The sequence below is a fragment of the Roseomonas genomospecies 6 genome (assembly GCF_008365375.1).
In the GTDB taxonomy this organism is placed as follows: Bacteria; Pseudomonadota; Alphaproteobacteria; order Azospirillales; family Azospirillaceae; genus Azospirillum.
The window spans coordinates 88,274-103,193 of the sequence record NZ_QOKW01000002.1; the positions used below are offsets into that span (position 1 = coordinate 88,274).

At 66.0% G+C, this 14,920-nt stretch carries 17 protein-coding genes; 10 read left to right on the forward strand and 7 right to left on the reverse strand.

Annotated features, from left to right (window positions below):
* Positions 1-6: 6 nt before the first annotated feature.
* The 9 genes from DS843_RS02820 to DS843_RS02860 all read left to right on the forward strand — a co-directional run bounded on the left by DS843_RS02820 (position 7) and on the right by DS843_RS02860 (position 7,118).
* Positions 7-2,121 (forward strand): helix-turn-helix domain-containing protein, encoded by a 2,115-nt coding sequence (locus DS843_RS02820; protein WP_149467389.1) that lies wholly within the window; start codon positions 7-9, stop codon positions 2,119-2,121.
* 57 nt (positions 2,122-2,178) lie between these two features.
* Positions 2,179-2,937, forward strand: coding sequence for an AAA family ATPase (locus DS843_RS02825; protein ID WP_149467390.1), 759 nt, complete (start codon positions 2,179-2,181; stop codon positions 2,935-2,937).
* Between the two features lie 3 nt (positions 2,938-2,940).
* Positions 2,941-3,216, forward strand: a complete 276-nt coding sequence (locus tag DS843_RS02830; RefSeq protein WP_149467391.1) for a hypothetical protein — start codon at positions 2,941-2,943, stop codon at positions 3,214-3,216.
* Positions 3,200-3,622 carry a regulatory protein GemA gene (locus DS843_RS02835; RefSeq protein ID WP_149467392.1) on the forward strand — a complete coding sequence of 141 codons (423 nt, stop codon included), beginning with the start codon at positions 3,200-3,202 and terminating at the stop codon, positions 3,620-3,622. Before DS843_RS02830 ends, DS843_RS02835 begins: the two co-directional genes overlap by 17 nt.
* Entirely contained in the window at positions 3,622-3,963 is a 342-nt protein-coding gene (locus DS843_RS02840) for a hypothetical protein (protein WP_149467393.1), read from the forward strand. The genes DS843_RS02835 and DS843_RS02840 overlap by 1 nt, the downstream gene beginning before the upstream one ends.
* Positions 3,964-4,426: 463 nt before the next feature.
* Positions 4,427-5,401 (forward strand): phage protease, encoded by a 975-nt coding sequence (locus tag DS843_RS02845; protein ID WP_149467394.1) that lies wholly within the window; start codon positions 4,427-4,429, stop codon positions 5,399-5,401.
* Between the two features lie 3 nt (positions 5,402-5,404).
* Entirely contained in the window at positions 5,405-6,328 is a 924-nt protein-coding gene (locus tag DS843_RS02850) for a Mu-like prophage major head subunit gpT family protein (protein WP_149467395.1), read from the forward strand.
* Between the two features lie 114 nt (positions 6,329-6,442).
* A complete protein-coding gene (locus DS843_RS02855; RefSeq protein ID WP_149467396.1) occupies positions 6,443-6,865 on the forward strand; it encodes a hypothetical protein in 423 nt (140 codons plus the stop codon).
* Positions 6,866-6,914: 49 nt separating this feature from the next.
* Complete coding sequence (locus DS843_RS02860; protein WP_149467397.1) at positions 6,915-7,118, forward strand: hypothetical protein; 204 nt, start codon at positions 6,915-6,917, stop codon at positions 7,116-7,118.
* Positions 7,119-7,271: 153 nt separating this feature from the next.
* On the opposite strand, the gene DS843_RS02865 is transcribed toward DS843_RS02860, so the two are convergent.
* The 5 genes from DS843_RS02865 to DS843_RS02885 form a co-directional block, all read right to left on the reverse strand.
* Complete coding sequence (locus tag DS843_RS02865; RefSeq protein ID WP_149467398.1) at positions 7,272-7,598, reverse strand: hypothetical protein; 327 nt, start codon at positions 7,596-7,598, stop codon at positions 7,272-7,274.
* 35 nt (positions 7,599-7,633) lie between these two features.
* The gene (locus DS843_RS31525) at positions 7,634-8,473 is read right to left on the reverse strand and encodes an OmpA family protein (protein ID WP_149467399.1); all 840 of its coding nucleotides are present in this window, start codon (positions 8,471-8,473) and stop codon (positions 7,634-7,636) included.
* 96 nt (positions 8,474-8,569) lie between these two features.
* On the reverse strand, positions 8,570-10,135 hold the full coding sequence (locus DS843_RS02875; protein ID WP_286191904.1) for a DUF4384 domain-containing protein: 1,566 nt from the start codon (positions 10,133-10,135) through the stop codon (positions 8,570-8,572).
* Between the two features lie 58 nt (positions 10,136-10,193).
* Positions 10,194-10,772, reverse strand: coding sequence for a DUF4399 domain-containing protein (locus DS843_RS02880; protein WP_286191905.1), 579 nt, complete (start codon positions 10,770-10,772; stop codon positions 10,194-10,196).
* Positions 10,773-10,837: 65 nt separating this feature from the next.
* Positions 10,838-11,317 carry a DUF4399 domain-containing protein gene (locus tag DS843_RS02885; RefSeq protein WP_149467401.1) on the reverse strand — a complete coding sequence of 160 codons (480 nt, stop codon included), beginning with the start codon at positions 11,315-11,317 and terminating at the stop codon, positions 10,838-10,840.
* A gap of 233 nt (positions 11,318-11,550) precedes the next feature.
* Here DS843_RS02885 and DS843_RS02890 point away from each other — a divergent pair, with 233 nt between their 5' ends.
* Positions 11,551-13,017: a mechanosensitive ion channel family protein gene (locus DS843_RS02890; RefSeq protein WP_286191906.1), complete on the forward strand. Its 1,467-nt coding sequence runs from the start codon at positions 11,551-11,553 to the stop codon at positions 13,015-13,017.
* 7 nt (positions 13,018-13,024) lie between these two features.
* Here DS843_RS02890 and DS843_RS02895 read toward each other — a convergent pair whose 3' ends face one another.
* Both DS843_RS02895 and DS843_RS02900 read right to left on the reverse strand, forming a co-directional pair.
* A complete protein-coding gene (locus tag DS843_RS02895; protein ID WP_149467402.1) occupies positions 13,025-14,191 on the reverse strand; it encodes a DUF2336 domain-containing protein in 1,167 nt (388 codons plus the stop codon).
* 32 nt (positions 14,192-14,223) lie between these two features.
* On the reverse strand, positions 14,224-14,754 hold the full coding sequence (locus tag DS843_RS02900; protein ID WP_149467403.1) for a MarR family winged helix-turn-helix transcriptional regulator: 531 nt from the start codon (positions 14,752-14,754) through the stop codon (positions 14,224-14,226).
* Positions 14,755-14,920: the final 166 nt, after the last annotated feature.

Here is a 14,920-nt window from a genome sequence, read left to right on the forward strand (position 1 = left end):
TCATGCATGGATGCCTATTATAATACACATAGCGCCATGGATGGCAACCCCACTATCGCCTGGATCGATGCGGCTTCCTTTGCTGCGCGCGTCGGTATCTCTGAGCGGATGGCGCGGCAAGCGCTGGCGCGGGCGCATGCTGGAAAGCCCTGGCGCGGGCATCATCTAAACGTGCGATTGGCCCACGGTCGTGGAGGACGGAGCGGCATTCAGTACGAAGTTTCCGCCGACAGTCTGCCAGCAATCAATCCTGATGTGGATACCCATTTTCCAAATATTGCCCCCACATCGGCTCTGGCATCCCAGCCCGTTACTTCCGTCACGCAAGATAACCGGCCAGCGGCAAATCCCCGTTTGTCTGATAGCTGGGCATGGCGGCATAGCCTCATCCGGTCCGCGCTGGCGCACCCGCGCGGCTCATCCGAACGTTCCACCGCCGTTACGGAGATTGCCCGGACGGCCCGCTATCAGGCGGGGGCGCGGCGCGGCCAACCCGTTTCCGAACGGACCTTGTACGCCTGGATTGCCGAATACGAAGCCGCCGGCTTTGCCGGCTTGATGCGCAAGGCCCGCGCTGATCGCGGCCAGCGCCGCGTCGTCATCTCCCGGACCTGGGATGCACTGGCAGAAGCCGCCGGGTTGAGCGAGGCCGAACAAGAACGGATCGCGGCGGCAGTGCAGCGACACATCGCTTCGCAGTGGCGTTCCGGTGCCCCGACATGGCCGACCGTCCAGTTGAACAGCCTGCCCTTCGTCATGGCCCTGACCCGCGAGGCCGGGTGCACGGTGAATGATGACGAGCTACGGGCGGCCTGCATGCTGCCCCGTGATCTGATTGAGCGGGAGCGGAATTTCCGGGCCGTCGCCATCCGACGCAAGGATGCTGGCCGTTCCGCCGCTATCCAGACGCCGCGCGTGCATCGCGACCGCTCGCACCTGCGGCCCATGGAATGGGTTGCGGGCGACGTGCACCACATCGACATCGCCTTCCGCCGCGATGACGGCTCGTTGTGCACGGTCAAAGCCGTGGCGTGGATGGACCTTGCCACGAACCGCGCCTTCGTCAGCCTGTTCGTGATGCCAAAGGGGCAGATGATCCGGCGCGAACACGTCATCCAATCCTTTGTAGACATGTGCGCTGACCCGAATTGGGGCGTGCCAACGCGGCTCTATGTTGACCACGGCGGCGAATACAATTGGGGTGACTTCGTTGTGGACTTGACCAAGCTCAAGCACGCGGTCGAGGTGCGGGACGTGGCGGACTTCGGCGCCGATGCCGGTATGCACCGCTCCCGGCCCTACAATCCGCAGAGCAAGGTCATCGAGACGCTGTTCGCCGTCCTGGAACGCACTGCCCTGGCGCAAATCCCTGGGCACATTGGCGGCGACCGGATGAAGAAGAAGGTCGAGAACCAAGGCCGGGAGCCAGTGCCGTATCCGGGCACCTTCGAGGACTTCAAGGCATCCTTCGCGAATGCGCTTGCCTATTACCATGTCAAGACACAGTCGGGACACCTGAAGAACAAGTCCCCGTCCGTGCGCTTCGCTGAGCTTGTCGCGAGCGGTTGGCAAAGCCTGTTGCTTGATCCGGCTGAATTGGCTGTCGCCTTCTGTGTCGAGGATGCGCGCAAGGTCCGTCCGGGTGGCGAATTCTCTTGGAATGGCACGCTCTACCGGCATGACGCGCTGTTGATGCTGGCCGGTGTCGGGTCCGTCATCGTCCGTGAACCGCTGTTCGGCAACCGCGAGGCTCTGTTCGTCTTCGATGAAGACAACAAACCCCTGTGCGTGGCGCGACCCGTGCCCGTCTTCAGCTTCGACGATATCGCGGGTGCGGGTGAACAGCAGCGCATGACGGCGGAGTTCAATCGCCAAATCCGTGCGCTGGAAGGTCAAACCGACCGGATCGACCTGGAACAGTCAATGGCCGCCGCAGTCGCAGTGTCCGGGGCCGCCCCGGTTGCGCTGCCCGGCGGCAAGGCGAGCATTCGGCCCGAGTTCCGCGAGGCCGCGCGCCTGTCCCGCAACCTTCCTGCCACTCCGGACCGGTCCGCCCGCCCAAGTTCCGCGGACGTGCGGCGCATGATCATGGAACGCGAAAAGCTAAAGGCCGCCGGGTGAGGCAACACCCGACGGCCCGCACCGGGAGCGACCCCGGATTTCAGCCTGTGAGGTAACATGACTGAGAACACAAACATAGTGGATGCGGACGCCTTGGGAAAGCCCTGCGCCATCCGGGCTTTCCGGGATGCGGGTGACCTTCTCGACGTGTGCCGCCAGTTGCGGCAGATCGGCGTCATCGTCGGCACCACGGGCACCGGGAAGACCACAACGGCCAAGGCCCATGCCGAACGGCACCCGTCCAACACCGTCTATATGCGCTTGCCCGTGGTTGCCAACACGCCGCAACCCTTCCTGGTGCGGCTGTGCCGTGCCGCTGGCCTCCCGCACACCATTCACACGGGCAAGGCCGATTTGGCTGAGGAGCTGGTCGGCTATCTCCACAGCAAGCCGGGCGTGCTGGTGATCATTGACGAAGCCAATCACATGACGCCCGACTTGGTGCACATCGTCCGGGAAATCTGGGACGAGGCCAAGTGCGGTTTCGTGCTGGTGGGAACGCCCGATATGGAAGCCTTGTGGGCACCGCAGCCGGGACGCAGGGCCAAGGCTACCGCAGAAGCCTTCGCGGCTTTCCGCGCCCGCATCGGTCAGCGCCTTGTCATGCCGCAGCCGGACCATGACGACGTGAAATCCCTTTGCCAGCACATGGGGCTTTCCGGACGGCGCGAACATGAACTGATCGCAGGCTGCCTCAAGGGTGGCATTGGCCTTCATAGCCTGGAACAGCTTCTCACGAATGCCCGTCTTGCCGCTGGCGAAGCTGCGGTGACGGTCGATCACCTGTTCCAAGCCGACATCATGGCGCGGGGGTGATCCATGGCACACGATGATGACGTGGCCGAAATCAGGGCCATTCTCACAGCAGCCTTCGCCGAGAGAGGGCGCCGCCGCGCAGCTTACCTCATGGGCGCTGCCCGTCCCTCGCTGGTCACCGACCTACGCCAGTTGGACGCCTGCACCCGTGCTGCGTCGGAGCGCGTTGCCGCCGGTGACGAAGCGGACGGAGCCGCGCTTCTGGACCTGATCAACGACAAGGCCGGTCAGATCAAGCAACGCCTGAACAGGGGGGCCGAACATGTCGCTTTCGCGTAGCAAAATCGCCGTCATCCAGGTCGCCCGTCAGCAGCTTGGACTGACCGAAGAGGATTACCGGGGCATCCTTCGCAACTGTGGGGGTGTCGCCAGTTCCAAGGATCTGAATGACGACGGGTTCGAGGCAGTCATGTTCCGCCTGTCCCAACTCGGCTTTCGCAGCACCTGGAACCGGACCAACCTCGGCTATCGGGCTGATATGGCGACACCTCGCCAAGTTGCCTTCATTCGTCGGCTGTGGGCGGACTACACCAACGACACGGGCGATGACGCCAGCCTCGGCAAATGGCTGGAGAGCAAGTTCAAGGTCAGTTCCGTCCGCTTCATCCCAGCGGCAAACGCGCAGAAGGTGATCACCGCATTGAAGAGCATGCAGAACCGCAAGCCAACTGGAGTTGCCGCCTAATGTCCGACGACCGCGATATCCAAACCTTCATTCTTGCGGCTCCCCGAGAGATGACCTTTTCCGTTCTGGAACGGGTCATTCAGGAGCAATTCGGGGATGACTGCGGATGGTCGCGGTCGCGCATCACCGCTTTCTGGAACGCGCAGCACCCGGTCAAGAAGGGGGTCCGTTCCCGTGTTTGCGACGATGCGGAGCTTCGCCGCTTCGTCGATGACCGGTTGTCCCGCCTTACCTTGGATGAAGTGCGGTGCGCAGCTATTGAAGCCTTTGGCGCGGACCGAGTGCCGTCCCGTTCCGCCCTGCACCGCTATTGGCAATGGGCGCGCCGCGCACGGGCGTGATCCTCCGTGCTGGTAACCACCGCGCCGCCCGTTTAAACGGGGTTTTAAACAGGTGTAAGACGCAGACGGTGGGTTGACGCCTGCAACCTCCTTGAACGCATCCACGGCCTTCTGGCAGTGCTTTACATCCTGGGCCGGGCGTCCTACCTCTGAACAACGCCTGTGACCAGTGACAACCGGGAAATCGCCGGTCCGGTTCTGTGGGTGGGAAAACCGCCGACAGCCACGGGGAAGGTGGCGTTCCCCCCTGATCACAGGCGCCCCCATTTCGCGACTGCCATGAAAGCCGGGAAATCGCATGTTCGGTTCGGCGGGTGGATACGTCGGAACCATAAGGCATAGTGCGGGCTTCCAGGGCGGTAGCAATCTAAAGTCCGACGCCATTTCCAGTAGGGAACTCGCTCCCTGAACATTTTTTGCAGGGGGTTTCAGACTGTACGGGACACTCAGTGAGTAAAGTCCCATGGCCGATTGCAGCCTCTCCTACGAAACCGCCGTCTGTTCCGCTCTGACCACTGCGTTGCCAACCGATGGAGCCGCTCCGGAATGGGTGCAGCTTCTTCCGGTTGGACGATTTCAGCCGAACGATGGGCGAGCGGGTTGGGTGCTGAGAGACGTATCCAAGGTCGTTGCAGCCTCATTGGCCGCCGCGCCGAAGGGCATTCTCGCCATCGACTACGATCATGCCGCCGATCTTGCTGCGCCCAAAGGCGGCATGGCCCCGGCGGCGGGCTGGATCAAAGAACTCTCCGCTCGCGCGGACGGCATTTGGGGTCGGGTGGAGTGGACCAAGGCCGGTGCCAGCGCCATTGCGGACAAAGAGTACCGCTTCATTTCGCCGTCCTTCCTGCACACCAAGGACGGCATCGTTACCCGCATCGTTGGTGCGGGGTTGACCAACCGACCGGCCTTGCCCGGTCTGCCCGCTCTCGCATCATTTCAGGGAAGCACCATGGACCCCATCCTTGTGGCGGTCTTGGAAGCCCTTGGCTTGCCCAAGACCGCCGACCAAGCCGCCGTCATCGACGCGATCACGAAGTTGAAGGACGGAAGCGTCACGGCCACCGCCGCCGCCGTGCCCGATCCGGCGCGCTACGTCCCTCGCGCCATGTACGACGAGGCCACCATGGCGCTTGCCTCGGTGCGCTCCAACCTGACGGACGAACAGACCGTGGCCAAGGTGGAGGCGGCCATTCGCGACGGCAAGCTGACCCCGGCGCAGCGTGACTGGGGGCTTGCCATCTGCCGACAGAACCCGGCCAGCTTCGACGAGTTCAGCCGCACCGCACCCGCCGTGTTCGCCAACCTCTCGCGCGAACTGCTGCCCGGTGCCCGGTGGGGTGGTGGCAGCTCCAACAAACTGACAGAGAACCAACTCGCGCTGTGCGCGAGCATGAACCTCGATCCCTCCGACTATGCCAAGAACCTGGAAGCGTGACCCATGCTCGTGACCGCGAACAACCTCAGCGACCTTTTCACCGGCTTCAAGACGTCCTTCAACAAGGGCTTCCAGGGCGCCAACAGCACCTACAAGACCATCGCGATGGAGGTGCCGAGCGGCTCCCGCGAAGAGAAGTACGCATGGCTCGGGCAGCTTCCGGCGCTGCGCGAATGGATTGGTCCGCGCATCGTCCACGGCCTGGAGGTTCATGGCTACACGATCACCAACCGTCCGTTCGAAATGACCATCGGGGTCAAGCGTGACGACATTGAAGATGATAACGTCGGTGTGTTTGCCCCGCTGTTCGAGAACATGGGCTACGAGGCGGCCCGGCACCCCGACGCCCTGGTCTACGAACTGCTGAACCAGGGCTTCGTGGTGCCGTGCTATGATGGGAAGCCGTTCTTCGCCGTGGATCATCCGATCAATCTCAGCGAGACCGAAGCGGTCCCCCACAGCAACATGCAAGCTGGTGACGGTCCCGCGTGGTTCCTGATCGACGGTTCCCGTCCGATCAAGCCGCTCGTGTTCCAGAAGCGCCGGGATTACACCTTTGATCGGATGGATGCCCCGACCGATGAGAAGGTGTTCAATGAGGGTACCTTCGTCTACGGCGTCTGGGCTCGGGCCAACGCTGGCTTTGGCCTGTGGCAGCTCGCCTACGGCAGCAAGGCACCGCTCACGCCTGAGAACTACGAGGCCGCTCGTGCGGCCATGAAATCCGTCCGGGGCGACAATGGCCGCAAGCTGGGTGTGTCGCCGACCCTGCTCGTTGTGCCCGACGAATTGGAGGGTCCCGCGCTTCGTATACTCAAGAACGATACGCGGGTGATCACCGTTGGTGAACCTCCGGACGATTTGTCGATGTCCGTTGCCAACGAATGGGCGGGTTCCGCCGAACTGGTGGTGTCTTCCTACCTTTAAACGATTGTCCCGGCATCGGCACCAGCCGATGCCGGTATCACCTGCGAGGCGCCCATGTCGGAGCGACGGTTCAAGGTTCACGTCCCCAAGCTGCCTGTGATCGGATGGCCCGGAGTGCTGGCCGACATCGCGCGCGCTGTGGGCGATGATGCGACATTCAAGTTCGCGTGGGAGTTTGGTGACAGCCGACTGCACATTCCTGAAGTGCGGACGCTCCAATCCCGCCCCGATCACCGCCTTGTGCAGGTGCTTGGATGGGATGTTGCGGTTCAGATTGCGAATGCGCTGGGCGGTAGCGACTACTCCATTCCCACGGGGCGGCACGCGATTAACTTCCACCGCGCACGTACTTTCCGCGCTCATGGTTGGTCATATCGGGATATTGCCCGCGTGGTTCGGATGCGGGAGGATACGGTGAAAAACCACTGCGCCGATGTTGAACTCTCGCCGGATGGTCCTCATCCCGTTACCGAACGGTGCCTAAGCTGCGGAACCATGCACACGTACGAACCTCCGCCTGCCGGAGAGCGCGCATAAGGCGGGGACAGGAGCCTACCGCGCGCCGCACTTTGGACATGAGGGAAGCGTGGTGATCGACCGGATAGCAGATGTGGTGGTCGCTTGGGTTGCCCGGAACCGAGCGCCGCTGAGTGTGGAAGAGGCAGATGATTTGCGCCAAACCATCGACCGCGAGTTCAACCGCGTTCACGCTGATCGTCGGCGCGAGATTGCCGCGTTCAACCTGCTCTTGGTCGCCAGTGTGGAAAAAGAGCGGCGTCGCCGCGAGTGATGGAACGCTACGTTCACCGCTCTCTTTCCGCTGATCTCATCCCACTGGCCCAACTCCATATCCCATGAGATCCCCGTGGGTCCCATCGAATCCCAGGTTCCATTGCAGAATAATTCCCGCCAGTGCAGGATAATTCCCTCTCACTCAACGCAGTCACCCCTTCGGGCTCAACAGACACGCCGTCCGGTTCCGCGTCACGATGGCCAGACTGTTCCCCGGCTCGCCCGCCCGGCGGAACCGCAAGGAATTCAACTGGCTGGCGACGCTGAGCGACAGGACGTTCAGGTCCGTCTCGTCGATGATCTTCTCGCCGTCCTGCCAGCACTGTATGCGGACGCGCCCCTGAGGCACCCCGACGTCGATCCCGCCGGCATGGGGGCCGGATTCCGCACCCTTCTTGCGGACCACCGTCGCGTCGGCGGCGCTCCCAAACAGAGGGAGCGCCGCGATCGCCGCCAGGAGAAGAAGTTGCCGGACCATGGCGCGCCCTCCCACCGTCAGATTTGCCGTCAGGATTACTGGATGGGCCGGAACTCGACGCGCCGGTTGCGGCTGTCGGTCGGGTCGGGGGTCAGGGGCTGGCTCTTGCCCAGACCGGCGATGGCGATGCGCTGCGGCTCGATGTGGTGGACGCGCACCAGATACTCGCCCACCGACACGGCCCGGCGTTCGGAGAGGGCGAGGTTGTACTGATCGCTTCCCACCGCGTCGGTGTGCCCTTCGATGACGAGGCGGAGCTGCGGGTCCTGCGACATCAGTCCGCCCACCGCGTCGATGTAGGAGTAGAACTCCCGTGGGACGTCGGCGGAGTTGAAGGCGAAGTTGATGCGGAAGCCGAAGCCGTTGGTCGGGCGGGTCTCCGCCGGAGTTTCCGGGGCGGAAAGGGTGGCCGGCTGCACCCCGTTGGACCGGCGCGGGGCGGCCGGAGGCGGGGCGATGGGCGGGGCCGCGGCCTCCTGGACCGGAGCGCGCCTGGGCTTCGGCTGGGGCGCCGGTTCCGGCTGAGCCACGGGCGCGGGCGGCGGGCTGAAACTCTGCTGCGCGGCGGGCGCACCATAGTTCACGCTGTCGGTCGGGCGTGGGCGGTTGGCGCTGCTCATGCCCCCGCCGATGATCTCGATGCTGCGGGTACGGATCTTCGGCTGTTCCGTGCCATCTGCGGGCGCCGCGCCGGGCTTCACCGCCTCGCGCAGCTCGTCCACGGTCGGCGGGCGCTCGAACATCATGACGCGGTTGCCGCCGGAGCCCTCGACGGTCTGCGCCAGGGCCGGCCCGGCCAGACAGGCCAGGGCAACGATGGGAAGCGCCACGCCGCTCAGCAGTCGGGCGCTGGTCTTGGAGAACGGTCGCGGCATCGGTGGTCTCCCATGAAACGGCGTGGCGTCTTTCTGCCCCCTTCTCTACTCCACCCCATGCCCCCGCGCTGTGAAGCGGCCCACAGGTCGAGACCGTCACCGCTGGGCCGACACCGCGGGCAGCACCTGCACGGCCATCTGCCGGCTGCGGACGCTCGTGCCCTGGATGCTGGCGTAGGCGCCCAGCACGTCCGCCAGGGTCGCGCCGGGGATGGGCTGAAGGTCCTCGATCTTGAAGCGTTCGGCGATGCGGGTTCCGATCTCGTCGGGGGAGACGACGCAAGCGATGGTTTCGGCGGCGCCGGGCCGGTCCATGCGCAGGTTGAAGGGCTTCTGTGCCCCCGGCGGCACCTCGATCTGCTGGTTGGCCTGGACGAAGCTGTCGGGTTGGAAGCGGTTGGGGAAGATGCGCGCCACCGCCCCCGCGGCGTCCTGGTAATAGCAGTAGACGAAGCCGTTCGCCGTCGGCTGGACGCGCACCACCAGGGTCTCCCCGGCGCGGTAGCGCGGCTGCGGCCCGCGGTCGGAACCGAGCACCAGATCGGGCGCGGCCCCGGCGGGCGGCGGTGCGGCGCGCGGCAGCCCCTCCCCGCCCGCGTTCGACACCGATTGCAGGCGCGGCGCCCCCGGTCCCTTTTGCCCGCTGGGCTGGGCCAGCATCCGTTGATAAAGGTCGAAATCCACGCGGCCCGTGGCGATCAGGTCGTTGTCGGCCTGATAGCGGGAAATGGCGTCGCGGGTGCGCTCGTCGAGCTGGCCGCTGTCCGGACCGTCGTAATAGCCCTCCGCCAGCAGGACGCGCTGGACGTAGGCCACGCGCTGCGACGGCGCCATGCCGTCGAACCAGTCCCGCGCCTGCCCGGCGAAGGCCGGGTTGGTCTGGTCGATGCCCAGGCATTGCCAGTAGGGGGTGCGGGTCATCTTGCCCAGCACCTCGATCGTGCTGAGTTCGATCAGGGTGCGCACCGCCTGATGCAGCCCTTCGGACTTGTTGAGCGAGACGTTGAAGGACAGGCCCGCCTTGCCGATCACCGCCCCGGCGTCCGCCCCCTTGCCCGACGAGATGACGGCGAGCGAGTTGCTGGCCGACAGGCCGGGGATGATCTGGCGGGTCGCCAGCTCCCCGATGTTCAGGTCCACGGAGATCACCGACATCACCTGATCGGCGGAGATGCCCAGGTCGAAGGTGGGCAGGGAGATGCCGGCGCTGGCCGCCTCGCTCACCACATTGTCGTCGAGCTGGGTGATGGCGCCGCGGATGTAGTAGGAGGGCGCGCGGAAGTTCGGCTGCACACCGATCATCCAATAGAGCGCGTTCACGTCGTCCAGCGTCGGCTCGAAATCGACGAAGCGGAAGGCGCTCGACCGTTCCGACATGCGCGACACGGCGGTGATGAGCATCTCCTTGGTGCCGCCGGCCACCCGGCCCGTGGCGTCGGGAATGCCGTTGGAGGTGATGAAGATGTCGCGCTTGCCATGGTTCCACATCAGCGTGTCCATGCAGCGCAGCGCCTCGCTGAAGTTGGACACGGTGCGCACGGGCGGCGTCTTCGGCTTCTGGACCAGGGTCGCCTGCTCGCCCGACGTGACGCAGGCCCCCACCAGCAGGAGCGCCGCCACGGCGGCCACTCTCGCGAAACCGGTGCGCCGGACAAATCCCATGGCCCCAAATCCCATGGCCCCACTCCCTGGATGCTCGCTGGATGCTCGCCGGAACGGTTCAGCGGACCGACACGCGGGTGCTGTCGCCGCCCGGACGGACCGTGATGGTGATCTTCTTGGACAGGATGGGCGGGTCGTGCGGGATGTGCTCCGCATCGCCCATCAGAAGCTGGAGCGTGTGCCGGCCCGGCGGCAGCTCCAGATAGGTTTCCGTCTGGCCCTTGCCGAAGTGGACATAGTTGCGGTTGTTGGGAATCGGCTCGTCCATCGGCGGCAGATCGGTGTCCACCAGAAGGTGGTGGTGCCCGGTGTTCTCCTTGCGCACGCCCGCCGGAGCCACGCCGAAGTTGCGCAGACCGAACCACACCTTGAAGCGGCCCCTCACCGTCTCCCCGTCGTTGGGCCAGCCGATGTAGAGATAGGCATCCTTCGGCGCCGCCGTCCGCCCGGACTTCGCCGCATCGGGGGTGGAGGGGGTGCTTTCATGCTCGTGCCCGGGGCTGGCGGGCTGGGGCGTGTTGGTGGTGTCGGACAGCGGCTTGTCGAGCGGGTCGGCCTCCGGCGAGGACTGCGCGGACGCCGGACCGGCGGCGAGCAGGACGGCCAGAAGGGCCGGCAAGGCGGCGGTGCGCATCATGACTTCCTCCCTGTCGCAGCCTGTTGGGGCATGATGGTTACGGCACGATGGTTACGGCACGATGGCTAGGGCACGACGATGGTGATCTTCTGCGACATGACCGGCGGGTCGTGCGGCACATGGTCCGCATCGCCCAGGACCATCTGGAGCGTGTGCCGGCCCGGCGGCAGTTCCAGCCGCACCTCCGTCTGGCCGCCCCCGAAATGCAGCGACTGCCGGGTGTTCGGGATCGGCTCGTCGTAGGTTGCGAGGTCGCTGTCCACCAGAAGGTGATGGTGTCCGGTGTCTTCCTTGCGGATGCCCGCCGGGGCGATGCCCATGTTCTGCAAGCCCATGCGGACCCACAGCTTTCCGCCGGGGATCGTCGCGCCGTTGGACGGCCACATGATGTAGGCCCGGGCACCCTGCGGCGCCTTCTCGCGCCCATTTCCGTTCTGGTCGCTTCCACTCTGGGAATTTGCGCTTTGGGCATTTGTGCTCTGGGCCGACGCGGCACCCGGCAACAGGAGCAGCGCGGCCGCCACGATCATGGCGGCATGGTGCATGGACTCCCCCTTCTCTTAGAGATTTACAATCTTATGCTTGGTGGACGCACAATGTTCGCGGTTTTTCGGTCCCTATCCTTTCTCTCCCCACCCCCCGAATATTAAGGATCGAAGCCGATCGGTACTCACCCCACTTTGCGCGAAGAGGGGGGCCGGTCCGCCTATTCCTATTTTGGGCTTGACGGTTCGGCTCCCGGTGCGAAGGTCACGGGGCAGGAGGTCGCCGGTCCCGCATGCCCGATTCATCCCGCCTCGCCCCGCTTCCCATCGGCCCCGCCGGAGCGCCGCCGCGGCTGGGCCTGCGCCACCTGCTGTCCCCCGTGCTGCTGACCCTGGGGGCGGCCTGGGCGGCGGGGCAGCGGCCCTGGCTGTCCGTCCACATCGCCCCCATCGCGGGCGTGATGGTGGCGGACGCGCTGGTGGCCTTGCTGGCGGCGGTGGCGTGGCTGGGGGCGGCGTGGCTGGGGTCGCGGGTCATCGACCTCGTGGTGGCGCGCAACGCCCGCGCCACGCCGATGCCGCGGCTGCTGACCGATCTGCTTCGCGCCTTCCTTTACGGGCTGGCGGTGCTGGGCATCCTGGCCTTCGTGCTGGGGCAGCCGGTGACCGGTCTGGTCGCCACCTCCGGCGTGGTGATCGCCGTTCTGGGCTTCGCGCTGCGCAACATGATCGCCGACATCTTTTCCGGCATCGCGCTCAACGTCGAGCATCCCTACCGCATCGGCGACTGGGTGGAGCTGACCCCCGGCGTGACCGGGCGGGTGGACGAGATCAACTGGCGCGCCACGCGGCTGGTCACGCTGGACGGCACGGCGCTGGTGGTTCCGAACGGACTGGCCGCGGGAAACCGCATCACCAACTACAGCCAGCCCGGCAGCGGATTCCGCGCGGGCGTGCCGGTGACCCTGGATGCGGAGGTGCCGGTGGCCCGCGCCAAGAGGATCATCCTGTCGGCCATCGTCTGCTGCGACGCCGTGCCGTCGGAGCCGCGGTCCGACGTGGTGGTGGAGTCCATCACCCTGAACGGGGTCACCTATCAGGCGCGTTTCTGGGTGGCGGACTATTCCCGGCTGGCCGCCACCCGCGACGCCGTGGCGTCCACCATCCTGGAGCATCTGGCCCGCGCCGGTCTGGAGCCGGCCAGCCCCAAGCAGGAGATGCGCCGCCGCAGCAACCGCCCGCCGCCCTGTTCCGCCCTGGGGCTGGGCCGGGACCTGCTGTCCCATGTGGACCTGTTCGCCGCCTTTCGCCCGGAGGAAATCGACGAGTTGGCCTCCGGCATGCGCCTGCGCCACGTCGCCGCCGGGGAGGCGGTGGTGCGCCAGGACGAGACCGGCACCTCCCTGTTCCTGGTGGCGGAAGGCGCGCTGGACGTGCGCGGGGCCTTCGGGGGACGGACGCTGCTTCTCGACCACATGGGGCCGGGCGATGTGTTCGGGGAGATGTCGCTGCTGACCGGCCAGCCGCGCAGCGCGTCGGTGATCGCCAACACCGACGCCGTGGTCTACGAGCTGGACAAGGGGACGCTCGACCCCATCCTGCGCCGCCGTCCGGAGCTGGCCGCCCGGCTCGCCGACCTGATGGGCCTGCGCCAGCGCCGCAACGACGCCCACCGCCGCGCCAGCGCTCCCGCCGCCACGGCGCCAGCCCCGACCGAGCATGATCTGCTGGCGCGTCTGAAGACCTTCTTCAGCCTGTGACCGACCGTCAGTTCAGCGGGGAGAAGGGCATGCCCGCCTGCTCCAGCGCCTTCTCGATGACATCCGCCGAGGTCTGGTCGAACAATTGCAGAAGCAGGTCGTCGATTTCCCGGTCCTGGCTGTTGCCGCAGGCGTCGAACAGGGTGGCGATGGCCTCCGTCTGGAAGCGCTCGCGCCCCTCGTCCCCGCCCCGGTAGTCCAGCGCCTTCGCCACCGCGATGGCGACGCGGAAGGGCTTCAGCAGGGTGAAGGACAGGCCCGCCTTGGCGAACAGCCCCTTCAGCGCGTGCGGCCCGCCGTCCCAGGCAAGTTGCCGGGCGTTCTCCAGCCGCAGGTTGGCGCGCACCGCAAGGCCGGCGTCGAACAGCGCGATCTCCCCGGCGCAGAGCGCGCGGAAGAGAAGCGGCGCCGTCAGCCGCCCGCGGATCAGAAGATGGCGGGCGAGAAGCTCCACATCCGCCTCCCGCGGGGTCAGCGGCTTCAGGAGGAGAAGGGTCACCGCCTCCCGCGCGCGCTCCACCAGGATGCCGATCAGGCGCGGGTTCAGCCGGTGGCTTCGGATCAGCCGGTTGCGGATCTCCTCCGACACGAACAGGATCAGCTTCTCCACCACCGCCGCCGACAGGTCGGGCCGTGCCGCCATGGCCTCGTTCACCGTGGCGACGCCGCCCCAGCGGTCCAGGACGCCGTGCAGGGACGGTTCCGGGATGACGGCGCCCCGGTTGCGCAGAAGCTCGGTGATGACGATGACGTTGCCGTTGCGCACCAGCGCGTCGGACACCGCGGGCGACACGCTGCGGCGCCCGGCGATGGCAAGCTCCTTCGCCGGGCGCCGTTCGCGCAGGATGTCCAGCAGCAGCCCCTCGCTGAGCGTCTCCGCGTGGCGCAGGATGGGAAAGGCCACCCGGTCCACGTCGCGGGCCAGCTTTGCCGCAAGCTGTTCCGTCAGCAGGGGGGAGTTGTGGATCTGCCACGCCACCGCCTCGCGCACGGCGGTCACCGCGTCGGCGGCGAAGCGTTGCAGGATGTCCATCGCCAGCGCCCGTTCCGCGTCGGCAAGCTCGCCCGCCTCCAGGTCGCGCACCAGATGGGTCATGGTGTCGATGCGCGCCTGGGCGTCGGGCGCCGCCAGCAGGCGTTCGACGTCCTTCTGGCTGAGGGACCGCTTCGGCATGCGCTGTGTCTTCCGGAATGACCGCTCGGGAATCAATAGTCCGGCGTATCGTAGCGGATCAGATCGCTCCATGCCCGTTCCAAACGGCGCAGCGTGCGGTACGTCGTCTCCAGATCGGCGGCTTCCTCATCGGACCGGATCAGCGCCTCGCCCCGCACAGCCTCCAGCCCGCGCAGCGCCTCGCACAGCTTCAGGCCGCGTTCCGACAGCCGAAGCCGCGCCGTCCGCCGGTCGCGCTGGGAGGCGGAGCGGTCCACGTAGCCCGCCTCGACCAGATGCTTCAGGTTGTAGGAGGCGTTGGAGCCGAGATAGTAGCCGCGCTCCAGCAGGTCGCGCACCGACAGTTCCTCGCCGCCGATGTTGATGAGCATCAGGGCCTGGCCGGGGCTGAGGTCGTCGATCCCGATGCGCGCCAGCTCCATCCGCAGCACGTCCAGGAAGCGCCGGGTCATGCTTTCGATGATGCGGCCAAGGTCGGTGTAGACGGCCGGCAGGGACGCGGTGGACGCAGGGGGGCTGTCCGGCACGGCTGGGGTCGGCTGCTGCTTGGCGGCGGCGCTCATCGCGATACTCCCGCTTTGAAATGAACCTTCATGGTATGGTGTCGTTCCAATTCCGAACGGTGGACGGTTCGCCCGTCCTTGTGTCGTGAGAATGATAAGATTTTAGTTTAATTTGTCGAAACATTGTTGAGACATGGCGGCCCTGCGCGCCGGAACCGCCCCCATC

Excerpts from the sequence above, each read along its gene's own strand:
- DS843_RS02820 (WP_149467389.1), top strand. The coding sequence starts at position 7 with ATGGATGCCTATTATAATACACATAGCGCCATGGATGGCAACCCCACT.
- DS843_RS02825 (WP_149467390.1), top strand. The coding sequence starts at position 2,179 with ATGACTGAGAACACAAACATAGTGGATGCGGACGCCTTGGGAAAGCCC.
- DS843_RS02830 (WP_149467391.1), top strand. The coding sequence starts at position 2,941 with ATGGCACACGATGATGACGTGGCCGAAATCAGGGCCATTCTCACAGCA.
- DS843_RS02835 (WP_149467392.1), top strand. The coding sequence starts at position 3,200 with ATGTCGCTTTCGCGTAGCAAAATCGCCGTCATCCAGGTCGCCCGTCAG.
- DS843_RS02840 (WP_149467393.1), top strand. The coding sequence starts at position 3,622 with ATGTCCGACGACCGCGATATCCAAACCTTCATTCTTGCGGCTCCCCGA.
- DS843_RS02845 (WP_149467394.1), top strand. The coding sequence starts at position 4,427 with ATGGCCGATTGCAGCCTCTCCTACGAAACCGCCGTCTGTTCCGCTCTG.
- DS843_RS02850 (WP_149467395.1), top strand. The coding sequence starts at position 5,405 with ATGCTCGTGACCGCGAACAACCTCAGCGACCTTTTCACCGGCTTCAAG.
- DS843_RS02865 (WP_149467398.1), bottom strand. The coding sequence starts at position 7,598 with ATGGTCCGGCAACTTCTTCTCCTGGCGGCGATCGCGGCGCTCCCTCTG.
- DS843_RS31525 (WP_149467399.1), bottom strand. The coding sequence starts at position 8,473 with ATGCCGCGACCGTTCTCCAAGACCAGCGCCCGACTGCTGAGCGGCGTG.
- DS843_RS02875 (WP_286191904.1), bottom strand. The coding sequence starts at position 10,135 with ATGGGATTTGTCCGGCGCACCGGTTTCGCGAGAGTGGCCGCCGTGGCG.
- DS843_RS02880 (WP_286191905.1), bottom strand. The coding sequence starts at position 10,772 with ATGATGCGCACCGCCGCCTTGCCGGCCCTTCTGGCCGTCCTGCTCGCC.
- DS843_RS02885 (WP_149467401.1), bottom strand. The coding sequence starts at position 11,317 with ATGCACCATGCCGCCATGATCGTGGCGGCCGCGCTGCTCCTGTTGCCG.
- DS843_RS02890 (WP_286191906.1), top strand. The coding sequence starts at position 11,551 with ATGCCCGATTCATCCCGCCTCGCCCCGCTTCCCATCGGCCCCGCCGGA.
- DS843_RS02895 (WP_149467402.1), bottom strand. The coding sequence starts at position 14,191 with ATGCCGAAGCGGTCCCTCAGCCAGAAGGACGTCGAACGCCTGCTGGCG.
- DS843_RS02900 (WP_149467403.1), bottom strand. The coding sequence starts at position 14,754 with ATGAGCGCCGCCGCCAAGCAGCAGCCGACCCCAGCCGTGCCGGACAGC.